This window comes from Flavobacterium sp. GNP002 (genome assembly GCF_054343795.1).
This window is the reverse complement of the sequence record NZ_JBTGUW010000001.1, coordinates 1,122,579-1,143,094: the sequence shown is the minus strand read 5'-3', so window position 1 is coordinate 1,143,094 and position 20,516 is coordinate 1,122,579. Positions and strand designations below refer to the sequence as shown.

At 34.0% G+C, this 20,516-nt stretch carries 22 protein-coding genes; 20 read left to right on the top strand and 2 right to left on the bottom strand.

Translation table 11 applies throughout. From position 1 onward, the window contains the following. The first annotated feature begins 1 nt into the window (after position 1). The 19 genes from ACXX80_RS05135 (at position 2) to ACXX80_RS05045 (ending at position 16,064) form a co-directional block, all read left to right on the top strand. Entirely contained in the window at positions 2-400 is a 399-nt protein-coding gene (locus tag ACXX80_RS05135; protein WP_458552288.1) for a bactofilin family protein, read from the top strand. Next, entirely contained in the window at positions 378-614 is a 237-nt protein-coding gene (locus ACXX80_RS05130; protein WP_458552287.1) for an AtpZ/AtpI family protein, read from the top strand. The genes ACXX80_RS05135 and ACXX80_RS05130 overlap by 23 nt, the downstream gene beginning before the upstream one ends. Continuing rightward, on the top strand, positions 611-994 hold the full coding sequence (locus ACXX80_RS05125) for a hypothetical protein (RefSeq protein ID WP_458552286.1): 384 nt from the start codon (positions 611-613) through the stop codon (positions 992-994). Before ACXX80_RS05130 ends, ACXX80_RS05125 begins: the two co-directional genes overlap by 4 nt. A gap of 131 nt (positions 995-1,125) precedes the next feature. Next, entirely contained in the window at positions 1,126-2,277 is a 1,152-nt protein-coding gene (gene atpB / locus ACXX80_RS05120; protein ID WP_458552285.1) for a F0F1 ATP synthase subunit A, read from the top strand. A 41-nt stretch (positions 2,278-2,318) separates the two neighbouring features. Beyond that, positions 2,319-2,519 (top strand): ATP synthase F0 subunit C, encoded by a 201-nt coding sequence (gene atpE, locus ACXX80_RS05115; protein WP_031453874.1) that lies wholly within the window; start codon positions 2,319-2,321, stop codon positions 2,517-2,519. A 76-nt stretch (positions 2,520-2,595) separates the two neighbouring features. Next, on the top strand, positions 2,596-3,087 hold the full coding sequence (locus ACXX80_RS05110) for a F0F1 ATP synthase subunit B (RefSeq protein WP_458552284.1): 492 nt from the start codon (positions 2,596-2,598) through the stop codon (positions 3,085-3,087). Between the two features lie 2 nt (positions 3,088-3,089). Beyond that, on the top strand, positions 3,090-3,623 hold the full coding sequence (atpH, locus tag ACXX80_RS05105) for an ATP synthase F1 subunit delta (RefSeq protein WP_458552283.1): 534 nt from the start codon (positions 3,090-3,092) through the stop codon (positions 3,621-3,623). A gap of 9 nt (positions 3,624-3,632) precedes the next feature. Next, positions 3,633-5,159: a hypothetical protein gene (locus tag ACXX80_RS05100; protein WP_458552282.1), complete on the top strand. Its 1,527-nt coding sequence runs from the start codon at positions 3,633-3,635 to the stop codon at positions 5,157-5,159. A gap of 23 nt (positions 5,160-5,182) precedes the next feature. After that, entirely contained in the window at positions 5,183-6,760 is a 1,578-nt protein-coding gene (atpA, locus tag ACXX80_RS05095) for a F0F1 ATP synthase subunit alpha (RefSeq protein ID WP_458552281.1), read from the top strand. 83 nt (positions 6,761-6,843) lie between these two features. Then, on the top strand, positions 6,844-7,704 hold the full coding sequence (gene atpG, locus ACXX80_RS05090) for an ATP synthase F1 subunit gamma (RefSeq protein ID WP_458552280.1): 861 nt from the start codon (positions 6,844-6,846) through the stop codon (positions 7,702-7,704). A gap of 89 nt (positions 7,705-7,793) precedes the next feature. Continuing rightward, positions 7,794-8,237, top strand: coding sequence for a GNAT family N-acetyltransferase (locus ACXX80_RS05085; protein ID WP_458552279.1), 444 nt, complete (start codon positions 7,794-7,796; stop codon positions 8,235-8,237). Between the two features lie 73 nt (positions 8,238-8,310). Then, positions 8,311-8,709, top strand: a complete 399-nt coding sequence (locus ACXX80_RS05080; RefSeq protein WP_458552278.1) for a hypothetical protein — start codon at positions 8,311-8,313, stop codon at positions 8,707-8,709. Between the two features lie 121 nt (positions 8,710-8,830). Then, the gene (locus ACXX80_RS05075) at positions 8,831-10,294 is read left to right on the top strand and encodes a lipopolysaccharide biosynthesis protein (RefSeq protein WP_458552277.1); all 1,464 of its coding nucleotides are present in this window, start codon (positions 8,831-8,833) and stop codon (positions 10,292-10,294) included. Positions 10,295-10,339: 45 nt separating this feature from the next. Then, entirely contained in the window at positions 10,340-10,774 is a 435-nt protein-coding gene (gene dut / locus ACXX80_RS05070) for a dUTP diphosphatase (protein ID WP_417950891.1), read from the top strand. Between the two features lie 86 nt (positions 10,775-10,860). Further along, the gene (locus tag ACXX80_RS05065) at positions 10,861-11,871 is read left to right on the top strand and encodes a sugar phosphate nucleotidyltransferase (RefSeq protein WP_458552276.1); all 1,011 of its coding nucleotides are present in this window, start codon (positions 10,861-10,863) and stop codon (positions 11,869-11,871) included. Positions 11,872-11,921: 50 nt separating this feature from the next. Then, positions 11,922-13,271: a tetratricopeptide repeat protein gene (locus ACXX80_RS05060; RefSeq protein WP_458552275.1), complete on the top strand. Its 1,350-nt coding sequence runs from the start codon at positions 11,922-11,924 to the stop codon at positions 13,269-13,271. Next, entirely contained in the window at positions 13,271-14,056 is a 786-nt protein-coding gene (gene lolB1 / locus ACXX80_RS05055) for a lipoprotein insertase outer membrane protein LolB1 (protein WP_417980128.1), read from the top strand. Before ACXX80_RS05060 ends, lolB1 begins: the two co-directional genes overlap by 1 nt. A 59-nt stretch (positions 14,057-14,115) precedes the next feature. Then, positions 14,116-15,333, top strand: coding sequence for a murein hydrolase activator EnvC family protein (locus tag ACXX80_RS05050; RefSeq protein WP_417980127.1), 1,218 nt, complete (start codon positions 14,116-14,118; stop codon positions 15,331-15,333). 245 nt (positions 15,334-15,578) lie between these two features. Next, positions 15,579-16,064: a hypothetical protein gene (locus ACXX80_RS05045; RefSeq protein WP_458552274.1), complete on the top strand. Its 486-nt coding sequence runs from the start codon at positions 15,579-15,581 to the stop codon at positions 16,062-16,064. 195 nt (positions 16,065-16,259) lie between these two features. On the opposite strand, the gene ACXX80_RS05040 is transcribed toward ACXX80_RS05045, so the two are convergent. Further along, positions 16,260-17,108: a polysaccharide deacetylase family protein gene (locus ACXX80_RS05040; protein ID WP_458552273.1), complete on the bottom strand. Its 849-nt coding sequence runs from the start codon at positions 17,106-17,108 to the stop codon at positions 16,260-16,262. 15 nt (positions 17,109-17,123) lie between these two features. After that, the gene (locus ACXX80_RS05035) at positions 17,124-18,149 is read right to left on the bottom strand and encodes a hypothetical protein (RefSeq protein ID WP_458552272.1); all 1,026 of its coding nucleotides are present in this window, start codon (positions 18,147-18,149) and stop codon (positions 17,124-17,126) included. A gap of 277 nt (positions 18,150-18,426) precedes the next feature. On the opposite strand from ACXX80_RS05035, the gene ACXX80_RS05030 reads away from it, so the two are divergent. Then, positions 18,427-20,505 carry a TonB-dependent receptor family protein gene (locus tag ACXX80_RS05030; protein ID WP_458552271.1) on the top strand — a complete coding sequence of 693 codons (2,079 nt, stop codon included), beginning with the start codon at positions 18,427-18,429 and terminating at the stop codon, positions 20,503-20,505. Positions 20,506-20,516: the final 11 nt, after the last annotated feature.

Genomic DNA, 20,516 nt, shown 5'->3' with positions numbered 1-20,516 from the left:
TATGTTTGATAAAAAGCAAAAATCATATACCGATCTTTTGGGTAAAACCAATAGAATTGTTGAAGGTACTACTATAAAAGGTGATATTATTTCGCATGCGGATTTTAGATTAGACGGAAACTTGATAGGTAATTTTCAGTCTGGCGGGAAAATTGTAATTGGCCCAGCTGGAAGCGTTACCGGTGATATTGTGTGTAAAAATGCAGATATTGAAGGGAAATTTGATGGAAAAATTCAAGTAACCGAAGTGTTGAATGTAAAATCAAAGGCCAGCATTCATGGAGAAGTTACCACAGGAAAATTATCTGTGGAGCCAGGAGCTGATTTTAGTGCTTCTTGCACAATGAATACAAATGTAAAAAATCAAAACTTGAATAATGGACAGTCAAACTCCAAATAAAAACAATTTCAATAAATGGTTGGTATTTTTGGGCATTCCGTTCCAAATGGGAGTTGTCATTTTCGCATTTACTTATTTTGGGATGTGGCTGGATGAAAAATATTCAGACGAATCCTCTTCTTTTTACACTATTATATTATCGTTATTGTCTGTTTTTATAGCACTTTATAATGTAATTCGCCAAGTTAAAAATATTAATAATAATAACGAATGATCAAATTTTTCTCGTTTCTGAAGTATTTAGTACCCTTCACACTACTTTTATTTTTTGCTCAATATTATGGCACAGCCGCAATCAGTCAAGATCATAATTTCTTTTATGCCACATGGAGTATTTACCTTTTCCTATTTGTAACTACACTTTTAGTATATGTATTATTACTTTTTGTAAATGCTAATTTTCCGGATTTCACTGGTTTTGCGTTTCTGGGGACCACTTTTGTGAAAATGATGGCGGCTGTTGTTTTTTTGATTCCATTGATTCAATCAGAAGGTCGGGAAACTAATTTGGATATAGCGGCTTTTTTCATCCCTTATTTTCTATTTTTGCTTTTTGAAACAGTTTTTTCGGTACGATTAATAAATAAAAGATAAGTTGCTTGAAAATAATGCAATACGATTGTAAAATTCATTTTTTAAAATCATCATTATAATTTTCAATTTTGAATTAAATATGTACCTTTGCAAAAAATTTTAAAAACGTAAAATCAGATACACAATTAATAATGGTAATTTCAAAAAAATCACTTCAATTCCTGTTAGTTACTTTTCTAGCGTGTATGCCGTTGGTTACTTTCGCAAATCCAACCGCGGATAGTCTTCAAAATCACACTGAAAACGCTGCTCCTGTTGCAGAAGCACACGGAGAAACAGGTCATTCTGCTGAAAAAGAATTCAATGCCACGGAATTGATTAATGATCACATTGGTGATTCTCATGAATTTCACATTGCGGATTATGATGGTCATCCTATTACTTTTTATCTTCCTGTAATATTGTGGACAAACAATGGATTGGAAATTTTCTCTTCTGAACAATTTCACCATGATAATGAAGGACATCATGTTGTTGATGTGAACGGTCAAAGTTTAGTTCGTTTCAATGAGGTTATTTTTTACGCAGATAAATTTGAAACCTTAACGGAAGACCAAAGAAAAAACGGTGCTTTTGCTTTTGACGCCAGACCACTTGATTTTTCAATCACTAAGAATGTTTTCTCAATGTTGATGTCAGCTCTTGTATTGTTCTTTTTGTTTCTTGCCGTAGCTCGTTCTTACAACAAAAATAAATTGGCGCCAAAAGGAATCGCTGGATTTCTAGAGCCATTAGTAATATTCGTTAGAGATGAAATCGCTATACCTAATATTGGAACAAAAAAATACGCGAAATACATGCCGTATTTATTGACTATATTTTTCTTTATCTGGATTAACAACCTTATTGGATTGATTCCTTTTTTCCCTTTCAGTTCAAATCTTACCGGAAATATCTTCTTTACATTTGTATTAGCATTGATTACTTTTATTGTAACTTCTTTCAGTGCCAACAAAGATTATTGGAAACATATTTTTATGCCTCCAGTTCCTAAAGCGTTATATCCTATTATGATTCCTGTTGAAATTATCGGAATGTTGACAAAACCTTTTGCATTAATGATTCGTTTATTCGCGAATATTACTGCAGGACATATTATCATCTTGAGTTTAGTCTCATTGATTTTTATATTCAAAACAGTAGCGGTGGCGCCTATTTCTGGAGCTTTCGTATTGTTTATGAGTGTACTTGAAATGTTGGTTGCTGCGTTGCAGGCTTATGTCTTCACGTTGTTGACAGCATTGTTTATTGGTCAGGCTGTAGCAGAGCATGATCATCATTAAAATGTGTTTTATTAATTATTAACTATATTAAATTTAGTATTATGGTATTAGCTGGAATCGGAGCTGGATTAGCTGTTATTGGTGCAGGTCTAGGTATTGGAAAAATTGGTGGTTCTGCAATGGACGCTATTGCTCGTCAACCTGAGGCTGCTGGAAAAATCCAGACTGCTATGATTATTGCTGCTGCACTTATTGAAGGTGTTGCACTTTTCGCAGTAGTTGTTGCGTTAATCGCAAAATAATTAAAATCTAAAACTTCCTGATACGGTTGGTATCAGGAAGTTTTTATTCCTAAACAAACTTTTTAAATATAAATATATGAATTTTACAGCACCAGAGAGTTTAATTTTTTGGACCTCTATTATCTTTATAGTTTTCTTTATCCTTTTAAGAAAATTCGCTTGGAAACCAATTCTTGGCGCAGTAAAAGGTAGAGAAGATTCAATCAATGAAGCGTTGTCTTCAGCAGAAACTGCTCGTAGAGAAATGCAAAATCTTACTGCCGAAAACGAACGTATTCTTCAGGAAGCAAGATTAGAACGTGACTCTTTATTGAAAGAAGCGCGTGAAATGAGAGAAAAAATGATCGCTGATTCTAAAGCTGATGCACAAGCAGAAGGCGCAAGAATGATTGAGCAAGCTAAAACAGCTATCTTAGCAGAAAAAAATGCGGCTATGGCTGAATTGAAATCACAAGTTTCATCTTTGTCATTGAGTATTGCTGAAAAAGTATTAAAAGATGAATTATCTAACAAAGAAGCTCAAACTAAATTGATTGAGAATATGTTAGGTGACGTTAAATTGAACTAATTATGGCAAGTACAAGAGCAGCAATTCGTTATGCAAAAGCAATTTTGGACTTAGCAAACTCAAAAAATGTTGCTGAAGCAGTAAGCAGTGATATGAAAACTATCGCTACCACTATTAATGGGAATTTAGAATTGAGTACTTTTATTCAGAACCCTACCATTAAAGTAGCGGTGAAAGAAAATGCATTGTTAGAAGTTTTTGCAGGTATCAATGTTGTAACTCAAGGGTTGTTTCATTTGTTATTTGAAAACAAAAGATTCGAAATATTAGATGCAATTGCTACTGAATATGGTAAATTATCTGACTTAGAAAATGGTATTGAGTTAGCACGAGTGACTACAGCTGTTCCTATGGATGCAGCTTTAGAAGCGCAAGTTTTAGCGAAAGTAGCAACACTTTCAGATAAGAAAATAACGTTAGAAAATATAGTAGACCCTGCAATCATTGGAGGTTTTATTTTGAGAATAGGGGACAAGCAATACAACGCTTCAGTTGCCAATAGATTACAAGTATTAAAAAGAGAGTTAATCAACTAAAATCTAGCAATGAAAAAAATTCTATTTTTACTTATTTTAAGTACATCGATATTTTCTTTTGGTCAGAAAATAAAAGAAGATGATGATCAGATTTTATTTGATAATGTTGCTGTAGCGAAAGTTGAAAAAGACAAAGCAGGCACGCAATTTAAATATACTTCAATTAATAATGCCAATGCTATCATTGCAACTTTGAAGACACATAAAATTGATGCTCAAAATTCTAAAAGTTGGTTAGTTGTTACAAATTTAGATGGTACAAAAACTACAGAAGTAGATTTTGCTTTAATGTCTTTTACATTGAATTATAAAAAAGCTGTTGCAGAAATCCTTGCTAAAAAGTACAATATTTTAACGACTAACGGTGTAGAGAATCTTGATGCTTTTTTTGCTGAAGAGCGTCCAAGTATTTCAGCAGAGATTGAAAAATTGAAGGAATCTGCTAAGGGATTGGAAAAAGACTTAGCGACAATGAACTATCAAGTTTTTCGTAAAGACAAATTGATTTTTTCTGGTGTTGTTCCTGCAGATGCATTTACAGATAAGTATAGCAAAGAACAAAACAAAGAGTTCATGTCAAAAGTGGTAGCTAAATATGATGTTTCTATGAAACAAAATAATTCGCCATATCCTGTTTTAAATGTTGAAATCGCATCTTTAAGTGGTAGAGTACTAGTTCAAGCTGTTGAGACAGGCGGTAAAATGGTAGTAGCATTAGTTGAATCTGATAAAACTTTTACTTATGTTCCAACTGCAAAAATCAATAATGCGGATTTGGCTTCGTCTGAAAGTTTTGTAAAAGAATTAGTTGATATAACCTATTTGAATGGGCAAAAATACATGACTTTGATGGAGGCGGAAGTACTTTTAGAGGCAAGACAAGCTGATAAAATGGCTAAACTTGATGCAGCTAAATTAAATTCATCTAATATTTATGATAAAAAAGGGTATGTAATTGATCAAAAAGGAGACAAATTAGAAGGAACACTTTCAATTGATTTTGAAAAAATTGCAATCGCTAATTCTTCTAACGGCATGGTAGATTTAGATGGTGTTGGGAAATTATTAAAAGTTTTAGCGAAAAACGAAAAAGGTGATCTAAGATATTACAGTTATAAAGCAAAAGAGAATGTACTTTTTAGTATCGTTAATGATGATAAGTCAGAGACAAAGTATAGAGCTTTATTGGTAAAAGTTGAAGAGGTTGCTGCACCAAAAGATAATTCTGCTCTTGATTTAGGTGCCATGGCTGGAATTTCTCTAGCTACAGCTTCATGGAAATATTTTAAAGAAGTACAAATTACAGATAAGATGAGTATTTATCAAGACATACCTTCAAATTCGTATGTAATTAAAATACCATCACAGGAAAAAGGTTTTCAAATCCTTATTAAAAAAGGTAAAGAAGAGAAGTTTTTCACTAAGTTAAAAGAGTACATCGGAAGTTCTGTATCTAGTAGTGACATAGAAAAAATTGATTACAGTAATGTTAATGGTTTAAAAGATTTAGTTGATTTATATTCTAAATCAATATAAAAAAATAGGTAAAAATAATTATTATGGCGGAAATTAAACCTGCTGAAATTTCAGCAATATTAAGAAAGCAAGTAGAAGGTTTTGAATCTGGTGCTACACTAGAAGAAGTAGGAACCGTACTTCAAGTTGGAGACGGTATAGCTCGTATTTACGGGCTTTCAAATGTGCAATATGGTGAGTTAGTTGAATTTGAAAACGGACTTGAAGCTATTGTATTGAACCTTGAAGAAGACAATGTAGGTGTGGTACTTTTAGGACCATCTACAGGAATTAAAGAAGGATCGACTGCAAAAAGAACACAACGTATTGCTTCTCTTAAAGTAGGAGAACAAATGGTAGGTCGTGTAGTAAACACTCTTGGTTTTCCAATTGATGGAAAAGGACCAATCGGTGGAGATTTATACGAGATGCCTTTAGAAAGAAAAGCTCCTGGAGTTATCTTCCGTCAGCCCGTTACTGAGCCATTGCAAACAGGTATCAAAGCAGTAGATGCAATGATTCCAGTAGGTCGTGGACAACGCGAGCTAGTTATTGGTGACCGTCAAACAGGTAAATCAACTGTTTGTATCGATACTATCTTAAATCAAAAAGAATTTTACGATGCTGGGAAACCAGTATTTTGTATCTATGTAGCTATTGGACAAAAAGCTTCGACTGTAGCAGGAATTGCTAAAATGTTAGAAGAAAAAGGTGCAATGGCTTACACCATTATTGTTGCAGCGAACGCTTCTGATCCAGCTCCTATGCAAGTATATGCTCCTTTCGCAGGTGCTGCAATTGGAGAATATTTTAGAGATTCAGGTCGTCCAGCTTTAATTGTTTATGATGATTTATCTAAACAAGCTGTTGCATACCGTGAGGTTTCTCTTTTATTAAGAAGACCACCGGGACGTGAGGCGTATCCTGGAGACGTTTTTTACTTACACAGCCGTTTATTAGAGCGTGCTTGTAAAGTAATTGCTGATGATGGAATTGCTAAAAACATGAATGACTTACCAGATTCATTGAAATCAATTGTAAAAGGTGGTGGTTCATTGACTGCCCTTCCTATTATTGAAACTCAAGCTGGTGACGTTTCTGCATATATCCCAACAAACGTAATTTCGATTACTGATGGTCAAATTTTCTTAGATGGAGATTTGTTTAACTCTGGGGTTCGTCCGGCAATTAACGTTGGTATTTCGGTATCTCGTGTTGGAGGTAATGCACAAATTAAATCAATGAAAAAAGTAGCAGGTACTTTGAAACTGGATCAAGCACAATTCCGTGAATTGGAAGCGTTTGCTAAATTTGGTTCTGATCTAGATGCTGTTACTTTAAACGTAATTGAAAAAGGAAAAAGAAACGTTGAAATCTTGAAACAAGGTTTGAATGATCCTTATACAGTTGAAGATCAAGTTGCGATTATCTATGCTGGTTCAAAAAACTTATTGAGAAATGTTCCTGTGAACAAAGTAAGAGAATTTGAGAAAGATTTCTTGGAATTCTTAAACAACAAACACAGAGCTACTCTTGATGCCTTGAAAGCAGGGAAATTAACAGACGAAATTACTGATGTAATCGAAACTGTAGCAAAAGAATTATCAGCAAAATATAACTAAAAAGTACTAAGTGATAAGTATTAAGTATCAGGATTTTCTGGGTACTTAATACTTAATACTTAAATCTTCATACTTACAAAAAAATGGCAAATTTAAAGGAAATCCGTAATAGAATTACTTCCGTTTCATCGACGATGCAAATTACATCGGCAATGAAAATGGTTTCTGCAGCAAAGCTAAAGAAAGCACAAGATGCAATCACAGCAATGCGCCCTTATGCCGAAAAATTAACGGAATTATTGCAAAATCTTTCTGCTACCCTTGAAGGTGATGCGGGTGGAGAATATACCACACAACGTGATATTAAAAAGGTATTATTAGTTGTAGTAACTTCTAATAGAGGTTTAGCTGGAGCTTTTAATACAAATGCCATAAAAGAAGCCAAAAACCGTGCTGAATTTTATGCAGGAAAACAAGTAGATGTTTTTGCCATAGGTAAAAAAGGAAATGATGTTTTGAGCAAGACGCTGTCTGTAGTTGCAAATCATAGTACTGTTTTTGATGATCTTACTTTTGACAATGTAGCTAAAATTGCTGATTTGTTAACGGAAAAATTCATTTCTGGTGAATACGATAAGATTGAGTTGATTTACAACCAATTTAAAAATGCTGCTACACAAATCGTTCAAACAGAACAATTTTTGCCATTAGCACCAATTAAATCAGATCTTACAGCTTCGACTGGAGATTATATCTTTGAACCTTCAAAAGAAGAAATCGTATTGACTTTGATTCCAAAATCATTAAAAACACAATTGTATAAAGGAATTCGTGATTCATTTGCTTCAGAGCACGGAGCGCGTATGACTGCAATGCACAAAGCAACTGATAACGCAACGGAATTGAGAAATCAATTGAAGTTGACTTATAATAAAGCACGTCAAGCTTCTATTACTAATGAAATCTTAGAGATTGTTGGTGGCGCTGAAGCATTGAATGGGTAATATATTATTGATTCAAAATATATTCTAAGAGCCAACAATGTTGGCTCTTTTTTTGTTTAATTTTATAGTCTAAAACAATACTTAGAAGAATGAAATTACAACTCAAAGAACTTACCACTAAACAAGAAATGCTGGCGCAATACCCAGTAATGCAATATTTATATACCAATTTCAGTGTAGAGAAATACAATACCTATCTTGATGATATGATCCCAAACAACTACAAGCAAATCGCTGTTTTTGAGGGTGATGTGTGTGTTGGACTCTCCGGATTGTGGTCTGGAACTAAACTCTGGTCAGGAAAGTATTTAGAAATTGATAATTTTATTGTACATCCAGAACATCGTAAAAAAGGAATTGGCAAAATGCTAACGGATTATGTCGATGCCAAAGCCAAAGAACTCGGATGTACTATGATTGTTTTAGACGCTTTTACGGGCAATTATACTGCACACCGTTTTTATTACAACCAGGGATACGTGCCTAAAGGATTTCATTTCCTTAAAATTTTAAACGAAGATGGATTAAGTTAAATAGAAAAGTATGAAAGGATATAAAATAATTTTTCTCTTATTTAGCATTGCAATGAGCCTGACATTTTGTGCTATGAAAAAAGAATTTCAAACGGAATTTCCTCAAGAAATACAATCTGCGTTTTATCAGAAAATGAAAGATGGTATCGATAGCGTTGCAACAAATTTTTATATTGAATTCAAAAAACCGCTGTCAGCAAATATTAAACTAGAAAAAATTTACTTTCACAATCAAGTATCTTCGGTTCAAGAAATCTCTCCAAAAGACTTTGAATCTTCTTTTTTACAAAGCAATAAAAAAGAAGATTTGATTATGGATAAAAATCCTGCTAAAGAATATGGTAATAAAGCGCCGGTAATTCAAAAACCTAAATTTGATTTGAAACCCAACGAAGCAGTTTTGGAATATATGGAAGACGGTAAAACCCTTTTTTATAAAATAGCGAATGTCCAAGAAAAACCCTTGCGATAATTTTTTGCAATTGAAAAGCTTTTGTAATTAATTTTTCTCTTTCAAAACAAACATTCACATCATCGGTTTAAACCAAAGAATTAGTTATTTTTGTTTCCTTAATTTTAATAAAAACACCATTTTGGGATTATATAAAAATCTTTTTAAACAGACCGCCATTTACGGATTAGCAACGGTTGTGCCGCGAATGTTCAGTTTTTTATTGGTGCCTTTATACACAGATTTACTCCCAAAAGCGGAATATGGGAAGGTTTCCATTATTTTTGCCGGAATGATTTTTTTCAATGTCATTCTTTCTTACGGAATGGAAACCGCTTTTTTCAGGTTTTATAACAAAGAAACCAACAAGAATTCAGTAGTAGAAACAACCTCCGTTTCCATTTTTTGGACTTCCATTGCGTTCTTATTCATATCCTTATTGTTTCGAAATACGATATCGAGTTGGGCCGAAATTGACCAACAGTACATCAGCTACACCATTTGGATTTTAGTGCTTGATGCCTTGGTGATTGTTCCATTCTCTAAATTAAGAGTCAATCAGCAACCCGTAAAATATGCCATAATCAAAATAGGAAATGTAGCCGTAAATCTGTTTTTGAACCTTTTCTTTTTGAGTTATTTACCCACGATTGCAGAATCAAATCCTGACAGTATTTTACGTTCTTTATACCTGGAAGATTTTCAGATTGGCTATATTTTTGTGTCCAATATTGTTGCCAGCTTACTTACATTTATACTGCTGTCACCCAATTATTTTAAACTCAAATGGCATTTTGATTATTCCCTGTGGAAACGCATGATGCAGTACGGAATGCCAATTATGGTTGCCGGAATCGCATTTGCCATCAACGAACAATTCGACAAAATTTTATTGGGCTATTTATTGCCACCGGATATTGCCGCTGCCGAAGTAGGAGTATATTCCGCTTGTTACAAGCTTGGTTTGTTCATGGTTTTGTACCGTACGGCGTATACGTTAGGAATTGAGCCTTTCTTTTTCAGCCACTCGGACAGCCAGGATGCACCACAAACGTATGCTACAATTACCAAATATTTTGTCATTTTTGGGTCTTTTATATTACTGTCTGTCATCGTTTTTGCGGATATTCTAAAAATTATCATGATTCGGGATGAGTCCTATTGGGAAGCCATGAAAGTAGTGCCGCTGATTATTCTGGCCAACTTTTTCTTAGGTATTTACACCAATCTTTCCGTTTGGTATAAACTTATAGATAAAACTCATATTGGAGCTTATATTTCCATTATTGGCGCTATAATTACACTAGCGTTAAATTACTTGCTAATCCCAACAATGAGCTATTACGGCTCTGCAATTGCTACGATTGCAGCCTATGGGAGCATGATGTTTATTTCCTACTATTTCGGAAATAAATATTATCCCATTCCATATGACACCAATAAAATTGCCATGTATCTGTTGATATCAATAGTATTTTCGGCAGTTTCATTTTATGGCTTTAGAGAAAATTATTATGTCGGAATCACATTATTACTCGGATTCATGTATTTCATATACCACAACGAAAAAGAATTATTAACCAAAATTTTGAACCGAAAAAAATAGGGACAAGTCGCGATTATCCCTACAACATATTATAAATAAAAAGCAATGACAATAAATATAATCAACAAATCACAACATGCCTTGCCAAACTATGAAACCATAGCTTCTGCAGGAATGGACTTACGAGCGAATTTAACAGCATCGATATATCTTAAACCACTGGAAAGAACCATTGTAAAAACAGGTCTTTTCATAGAATTACCAATAGGTTACGAAGCACAAGTGCGTCCAAGAAGTGGTCTGGCTGCCAAAAAAGGAATTACTGTGCTCAATTCTCCAGGAACAGTAGATGCAGATTATCGTGGCGAAATAGGTGTGATTTTAGTAAATTTATCCAACGAAGATTTCGTTATCGAAAACGGAGAGCGCATTGCACAACTTATCATTGCAAAACATGAACGTGCCGAGTGGATTGAAGTGCAGGAACTAACAGAAACATCCAGAGGAGAAGGCGGTTTTGGAAGTACTGGAGTGAAATAAATTAATTTAATAATTCAAAGATTTAATAATTTAAAGATTTTTAATTCTAATCTTTTAAATTTTTAAATCCTTTAATATAAAAAAACATGAAAATAATTGTCCCAATGGCCGGTCGTGGCTCACGTCTTCGCCCACATACATTAACCATTCCTAAACCATTAATTCCTATCGCCGGAAAACCAATCGTTCATCGTTTGGTGGAAGATATTGCAGGAGTGTTGAATCAAGATATTGAAGAAGTAGCCTTTATTATTCATGAAAGTTTTGGCAAAAAAGTTGAAGAGGAATTACTTGCTATCGCACAAAAATTAGGCGCTAAAGGAACTATTTATTATCAAAATGAAGCGCTGGGAACCGGTCACGCCATTATGTGTGCCAAAGATTCTTTGAGCGGACCAGCAGTTATTGCTTATGCCGATACTTTAATTCGTGCCGATTTCGATTTAGACCAAAATGCCGATAGTGTTATTTGGGTAAAACAAGTAGATCATCCAGAAGCTTTTGGTGTAATCAATTTAAATGAAGCGAATGAAATAGTCGAACTTGTGGAGAAGCCAAAAGAATTTGTTTCGGATCTAGCTGTTATTGGAATTTACTATTTTAAAGATGTAGCGGTTTTAAAAAATGAATTGCAATTAGTATTAGATAATAATATTATTCATGGCGGAGAATATCAAATTAACGATGGAATCAAGCAAATGATGGCCAAAGGCATGAAATTTGTTCCCGGTACAGTTGATGAGTGGATGGATTGTGGAAACAAAGACGTTACTGTGGAAACGAATTCCAGAATGTTAGGTTTCTTGCACAATGACGGGGCACATTTGGTAGATTTTGATGTCAAGTTAGAAAATTCCACAATTATTCCGCCATGTTATATTGGGGAAGATGTAGTGTTGATAAACGCAACAGTTGGACCTAATGTTTCTTTAGGAAAAGGATGTCATGTAATAAACAGTAGTATTAAAAACAGCTTGGTACAAACGCACTCTCATATAAAAAACGCGAATTTAGATAATGCAATGATTGGGAATCATGCCAGTTTTGATGGTAACTTTACAAGCATAAGTATTGGAGACTATTCGGTTTTAGAATAAAATGGTTCGATTCTTGTATGTATAATTAGGATTTAGGATTAAAAAATAGAATGAAAAAAAGCGCTTTAATACTTTTATTTCTGGTTTTGCAATGCAATTCAGCTTTGCTATTAGCACAAACGGAACCTGAAGAGATTAAGCTCGATACAGATCAGTTTCAGGAATTTTTTTATGAATCATTGCTTCAAAAAGGAATCGAAAATTATGACAAGGCGGTTGTAGCTTTAGATAAATGCGTTAAGATTAAACCAAATGATGCAGCTGTTTATTATGAATTAGGAAAAAACTATTTAGCATTAAAGGAATATAAAAATGCCTATTCTTCATTTGAAAAAGCCACACAAATTGATCCCAAAAACAAATGGTTCTGGGTAGGAATGTATGATGTGAGTTATGAAACGAGCGATTATAACCAGGCAATAATTGTGATCAACAAATTGATAGAATTTGAAGAGAAGTATAAAGAAGACCTGACATCGCTTTATATGGGAACAAAACAGTTTGACAAAGCGTTGGATTTAATTAACGAGTTAAACGAAACATTTGGAAAAACGGACAGACGGGATTTGTACAAAAGCCAGATTTTATCGGAAGGGAAATTTCAAAATATGGAAACTTCAAATTTGTTAGAGCAAATTGAAAAGAACCCAAAAGAAGAGTCTAATTATATAAGCTTGATAGTTTTGTATTCTAAAAATAATGAGGAAGAAAAAGCTTTTGAAATTGTCAAAAAACTGGAAAAAGCCTTGCCAAATTCTGAATGGGCTCAAGTAACGCTATTCAAAAATTATTTGGATAGTAATGACGCACCAAAAGCAATAAACGCGATGAATGTGGTTTTGGCCAGTAATAAAATTGATGCTAAAATAAAGCACAGAATACTGAATGAGTTTTTGATTTTTGCAGATAAAAATCCTCAATACACAACTGATTTAGAAAAAGCGATTTCATATTTCGATAATGACAAAGAAGTTAATGTAGGTAAGGAAATAGGAAAGTTTTACCATACGAAAAAGCAATGGGCAAAAGCGATTAAGTATTATGAACAAGCATTAAAAAACGGTTCAGGAGATGATATAGAAACCAACTTGCTTTTGCTGCAAACGTATACAGAAACAAAGCAATTTGAATTAGTGGCCAAAAAAGCGTCGGCAATGGTGGATACTTTCCCTACACAGCCCCAGTTTTATTACTATTCGGGTATGGCAAATAATCAATTGCAACAATTTAAAAAAGCAAAGGATATGCTGGAAATGGGCTTGGATTATTTAGTAGAGGACAAAGCATTAGAAATAAACTTCAACATTCAGTTGGGAGAAGCATACAACGGTTTAGGAGATTTCAAGAAAAAAGAAATGTATTTTTCTAAAGCCAATCAATTATTAAAAGAAAAAAAATAATGAAAAAAATAGCAATAGTAGTATTAATAGCTCTTTTCATGGTGTCTTGTAAATCGAAGGCCATTGCCATTTCGGCCAGTAATGTGCCTGTTGCAGCGGCAGAACAAATGTCAGCCAAAAAAATAATAGAAAATCATTACAACAATAAAAATGAATTTTCTACATTATATATTAAGTCAAGCGCCCGCTATGCCGATGACAAACAAACGCAAAATGTTACCGCTGAAATCAAAATCAAAAAAGATGAACAGATCTTGGTAAGTATTCGTTTTCTGGGGATTACAATGGCAAAAGCATTGATTACTCCTAAAACAGTGAGCTATTATGAAAAGATAAATGGAAAATATTTTGAAGGTGATTTCAGTAGCTTAAGCCAATGGCTCGGAACGGATTTAGATTACAATAAAATTCAGAACATGTTATTAGGTCAAGCCATTGATGATTTGACCAAAGGAAAATATTTAGAAACGTTATTGGAACAAACGTATCGATTAGATGATACATCGAATAAAAACACGAAAAAATCATTCTTTTTGGATACCGATAAATTTTTAGTTCAAAAACAAGAAATTACCCAAACAGCGGAAGAACGAATGATCAAAGTAGCATACGCTGACAACAAAGTATATAACGAGGCGATATTGCCTACAAGCGTTTTAATCAATACGTTTCAGAAGAAAGGAAACACCGAAATTAATCTGGAATACAACTCGGTAACTTTCAATGAAGAACTTTCTTTTCCTTATAGTGTTCCAAATGGGTACAAAAGAATTATAATTAAGTAAATTAGCAAAAATATTTTTTCGATATGCCAAAATTTCTCCTAAGCCTAATTTTTATCTGTATGACTTCATTACTGTGGAGTCAGGAATCCCAACAAGAAAAATTAGAAGAACGTAAAGCTCAAATTCAAAAAGAAATTAGAGAAAATGAGAAGTTATTACAATCTGTAAAGAAAAAAGAAAAATCTGCTGTCAACGTCGTGGTTATTCAAAGCACTAAAATAAAGCTTAAAGAAAAATTAATAAACACGACTGAAAAGCAAACCAAATTGCTGAGTAATGACATGTATATTAATCAAGTTCAGATTAATAAATTGAAGAAAGAATTGGCAGAACTTAAGGAGGATTATGCCGAAATGATTGTCAAATCGTATAAAAGTCGTTCATCGGAAAGTAGAGCGATGTTTTTATTGTCATCTGAAAACTTTTTACAGGCCTACAAAAGAGCGCAGTATATGAAACAATATACTGGTTACCGCAAAATGCAGGGTGAAGAAATAAAAACGAAATCTAATAAGCTTACTGATTTCAATCAAAAATTGAATGTACAAAAAACAGCAAAACAAAAACTGATTGCTGAAAATGAAAAAGAGCGCTTATCACTTGAAAAAGAGAAAAAAGAGCAATTGAAGTTAGTAAACGTTATCCAAAAAGACAAAAAGAAGATAGCTCAAGAAATCAAGAAAAAACAGCAGGAATATAGAACTATTGACAGACAAATCAATAAATTGATTCGGGAAGCAATTGCTGCAGCCAATAGAAAAGCGGCCTTAGAAAAAGCGAAAGCCAATCCAAGTGCACCTGTTTCAAAAGCTGCCGTATCATCGTCCAAAATTGAGTTGACACCTGAATCAAAAATTATTGCAGATAATTTTAGAGCCAACAGAGGAAGATTGCCTTATCCGGTTGAAAAAGGATATGTATCACTAGGATACGGAAACCAAACGCATCCTTTATTTAATACGATAACTGTACACAATAGCGGTGTGGAAATCACCACAGATAAAGGCGCAAGTGCCAGAGCTGTTTTTGGTGGAGAAGTAACCAGTGTTATTGTATTGTCACCCGTAAACAAAGCGGTAATGATACAACACGGAGATTACTTCACAGTGTACCAGAATTTAAGTTCAGTAAATGTAAGCAAAGGTGATAAAGTAAGTATAAAGCAAACTTTGGGGAAAGTAAGAACTAATGGTGAAACAGGAAAAACAATCATTAAATTCCTAATTCTCCAGAATACAACTTATAACAATCCTGAGGGTTGGTTGTCTCCGAGATAACAAAAGTTTCATTATAAATAAAAAAGCACTATCGTATTCTTTGGAATGTAATAGTGCTTTTTTTAAGTTGTTTATAACTGTAAACCTGATCTATATAAAATTAATATTTATTTTTAGGAGCTCAGACATTTTTAGAATAGTTTGTGCTTTTTAGAACAATCGTTTGACGAACACTTCAACAGCCAGTTTTTAAAAAAAACTAAGTGTAATTTGTAAATAGACTAGATCAAATAAGAAATCTTAACATGAAAAATTCAAAGGATATACTCAATATAAAAAATCCCAAAAAAAAGATTATGAAGCTAATGAATCTGTTAATTATGTTGCTGCTAATTACATTTATGATTGCTTGTAACAATAGAAAAGTGGAAGAAAAACAACATTCTTTTAGAGCAATTAATGGACGAGATACAGCCTACTTATCACTCACAACAGGAGATAATTATTTTATTGGAAAATATGAAATATTTTATGGACATAAAACAATGAAAGACTCAGGATATGTAAGAGGTAAAATAGTTGGTGATACTTTGTTGGGTGCTTATTATTACAAATCGTACGGAGGTTTAGGTTTAAGTAAGCCAATCGCTCTGTTAATGAAAGAGGACAAATTACTATTAGGTACAGGAGTACAGAGTAGTGTATTGGGACTAGTTTTTTTTACTACTGATGTACCAATTAACTATGATCAACCAATATTTATTTTCGAAAAATTTCAAAAAAAGAAGTAGGCCATTAATAATTCAATAATCAGTTTTAAAAAATCCTTAACGACATCTCTCTCTTTAGCTTCTAAAATTTTTTGCTACAGATTAAACCGATTCTTAGAATTTAATCTTTGAAACTCAATTTAATCTGTTGCTTTTTTTCAATTTAGCATCGCAAATTTTTAGTCGATCGTTATTACACGAGAACTTGACACAGTATCACTCAGACTTATTGAATGAGGAATTAATAGATTTCATCATCCCTTCAGTAGACCAAGTTCCGGAAACAATAATACGCCTAATGGTATATAATGGATCTACAGGATCTCTTTTGGTTGACAAGATATACGCCATTTCATAACCACTTTTCTTAATTTCAGGAATTGCAGCCGTATTCCATAAACCAAACGGATACGCAAAATCCGTTACCGGTTTTCCTATGATTTCCTCCAGTTTTATTTTTGGTTTTACCAATTGTGTATTCCAGTCGTCGCCAGCATATTTTGTAACCATGTGATGATCCCAAGTATGCGCACCTACCACATGCCCGTCGTCAGATAAGTTTTTGATTTGCTCTTTGCTCATATATCCGGGACGATTAATAGAAACAGTCATAATAAAAAACAGGCCTTTGAAACCGTATTTTTTCATTTCGGCTGCGCCAATACTGAATTGTTCTTCCCGCGTATCGTCAAAGGTAATCATTACTGGATTTGAAGGCAACGGTACGTCATATACGAGATATTCGTGTAATTGATTGGGTAGAATACTATGATAACCGGCATCAGATAAGGCTTTCATTTGCTGTGCAAAATTTGCTGGTGAAACCGTATATGTTTTTGTCATTTCACCATCACCCGCTTTCAATTCTTTAATATTATGATAACATAAAATGGGAACTTCTTTTTTCGAAAGAATGGCAGCGGCATCAGCAGCTACTTTTTTTGGCGCAACAACTTTTGCTGGAGCAACAACAAGTGGAACTTCTTGAACTGTTTTACGAGGTTCTGATTGGCAGCTTACCATTAAAAATAGTCCAACGAAAACGGAATAAAGAATATTTTTCATGAATTCAATGGTAAATTATTGGTACTGAATATAAATCGGTTTTGGAGTAAATTTCACTAATTCTTCAGGACTGTACATTTTCCAGTCGTTTTTATTGTCATTTTTATAAAATAATTTAAAACCGGCAAATTGCACGGGTTCTCTATAAATATAACTTACGTAAGAGTCTTTTTTTAATACTTTACTTCCAAAACCATCCATATCCATTACGATTTGAACTTCGGGAACGGTTTTGATTTCTTTATAATTTTTTACCATTCCTTGCGTAAAACGGTGTATTACTAACACTTTTGGAGTCAGTTTGTTTTTTCGTACAATATTGGCTAAAATGTCAATCGCGTCGTTAATATCCGATGCCGTAAAATGCCCAATTTTAGAACCTGGACGTTCTCCGTTTTTCATCGAAAATTCAGGGTCAATTCCAAGGTGTACATTTGGCATAGAAAGGTATTTTTCTAATTCCGCCACTTCAGCTTTCACCGAACTGTGACCTACTTGAATATCTAAAAATACTAATGCATTGATGGGTTTTGCCCAGCTAATCACAGTGTCAATTTGTTTAAAAGGCATTCGCAAGCGGTGCATATTATTTTTTCCCGGAGCACCTTGAGCCGTGACAGCAATGTAATGCAAAGCAGGAATTGCTTTTACAGTAGAATCAGCTGCCTGCCATTTGGCTACTTCGCCTTGCAATTTTGCTAACATTTCTTTTCTAGGGATTTCACCCAATATTCCCATTCGGGTAGAGTATAAATTTCCGTAATACGCAATAATTCGATTGTATGGTAATAACGCTCCCGGCAAAGGATAAGGCGCTTTTACGGGCCATCTTCCGGTTGTGTCATTGTTGCTTAAAGCAATCATTCTTTTGTTAAAATCAACAGTATCTATTGTCAGAGTTGGCGTTTTTTGTTCAGTAACCGTTTTTACAGTATCTGATTTTTCTGTACCGGATATACCATCTGCTGCTTTTCCTTTCTCACAGGAAATATTCATTAGCAGTAATGGAAGTGCAAGTAATGCAATAGCTGATTTTTTCATATATTAATTCTAATTTTTTATTGTAAAGATAAAGTATTTTAGAAGCGAGAAATCATTTAGAATTGTGTTTTAACGCCTATTTATTACATAATTTACAGGTTTTAGTTTCAAATTTCTTCTAATTCAATATTCAAACGAAATCTATTTCAGTTAATTGTCAGGTCGTGATTATAATAAAAAAAACAGTTTTCTTTGATCACAATTTCAGAATAGCTTTTGGAAATAAAAAGAAAACCCTAACTTTATAAACGTTTTACTCATTCAAATACGCAAACAATTGTTCAAAATCCCCCTTACTTTTCTTTTTTTTATATGTTGTGCGACTGCTATTTTTGGACAAATAAAAAAAGACACTATAGCTCTTTCAGAAGTCACGTTGAAAGGTTCACCGATCAAAAATGCACTTCAAAATGTTGCGGCATCCGTTTCAGTGATTACTACCGCCGACATTAATAAAAGTGACGGAATTATATTGACTCCGGTTCTAAACAAAATTCCCGGTGTGACCATGCAACAAGGTGCTTTGAACACTAACAGGATTACGATTCGTGGCATTGGTGCGCGATCTCAGTATGGAACCAATAAGATAAAAGCTTATTTTGACGGGATTCCACTAACTTCCGGCGAAGGCGAAACTACGATTGATGACATTGATTTGGCAGTAATTGAAAAAATAGAAATCATAAAAGGACCAAATTCCACTAGTTTTGGATCCGGTTTGGGCGGCGTGATTCAGCTGTTTTCAAGAGAAACTCCATTATTGGAATCATTTGGAAAATCAACAGTCACTTTTGGGAGTTTTGGGTTGTTGCAACAACGACTTTCGGCAGGTTACAGCGATTCCAAAACGAATGTATTTACTAGCTTTACAGACTTACAAAGTGATGGTTTCAGAGCCAATAGTTCCTACAACAGAAAATCATTTAACCTGCACGGCAAACAAAAAATTGGTTCCAAAGGTGATTTATCATTTTTGGGAACGTTCACTCGATTGAAAGCTTATATCCCAAGTTCTATCAATGAGATGGATTTAAAAAATAATCCAGAGAAAGCAGCCGCTACTTGGGCAGCCGCACAAGGTTATGAGTCGTATGATAAATTCATGTTCGGATTAGGATACAATCATCAATTTTCTGAAAAATGGTCCATGCAAACCAGTGTTTTTTCTAATTTTAAAGATGCTTACGAACCCAGACCGTTTGATATTTTGGATGAAAAAACAAGTGCTGCAGGTTTTCGTTCCAATGCCAATTATAAAGACCATTTGTTTTCTTTGCCGTTTGAACTAAGTTTTGGTACCGAATTATTAATGGAAAAATACGATTATACTTTGTATCGAAATTTATACCAATCGCAACCGGGTCAAGGAAGTATTCAAGGTGATGAATTCAGCGCAATCAAACAAAATCGAAATTATACTAACTACTTTTTACAAACGGAACTTTGGATTTCAGAAAAGTTGCATCTGGAAACCGGTCTGGCATTAAACACAACTAAATATTCGCTAGAAGATGTTTTCGGAAATAATTCCGGCAGTAAAAAAATGCCATTCACTTTTGGAAATGTTTGGTCGCCAAGAGTTGGTTTATCCTATAAAGTAAGCAATGGGAAAAATATATTTACGTCCGTCAGCAAAGGATTTTCGGTTCCATCAGTTGCTGAAACGTTAACTCCCGAAGGTCAAATAAACACCGATTTGAAACCAGAAATAGGTTGGAATTATGAATTGGGTTTCAAAGGGAATTGGCTTAAAAATAAAGTATACACCGAAGTAACTTTTTATACCACACAAATTGAAAATTCACTAGTGGCACGACGCACCGCCGATGACCAATTTGTAGGGATTAATGCAGGCAGCAGTTCCCATACGGGATTGGAATTCTTGGTTGATTACAAACTTTTGGAACTAACACAATTTCAAATCATACCTTATTTTTCAGGAGCGGTGAATAACTTTAAATTCAAAGAATTCTTGGATGGTGATGCTGATTATTCGGGAAACCAATTGACTGGCGTTCCCGAAAAACAATTCAATTTTGGGGTAGATTTAAACACAAAAAGTGGGTTTAGTGTCAACACCTCTTTCCGAACGATGGGTAAAATTCCGTTGAACGATTCCAATGCAAAATACAGTGCACGGTATTCCTTGCTGGGTATTAAAACGACCTATGTTTTTACGATTCTTAAAATCTTGAAAACAGAGTTGAATGCTGGAATTAATAATGCTTTGGATACCAAATATGCGGCTAATATTTTGCCTAACGCAGTTGGTTTTGGCACTGCCGCTCCACGCTATTTTTATCCGGGAAATCCCGTCACTTATTATGGAGGTTTTTCTGTAGCGTATGTTTTTTAGATACCAATCCT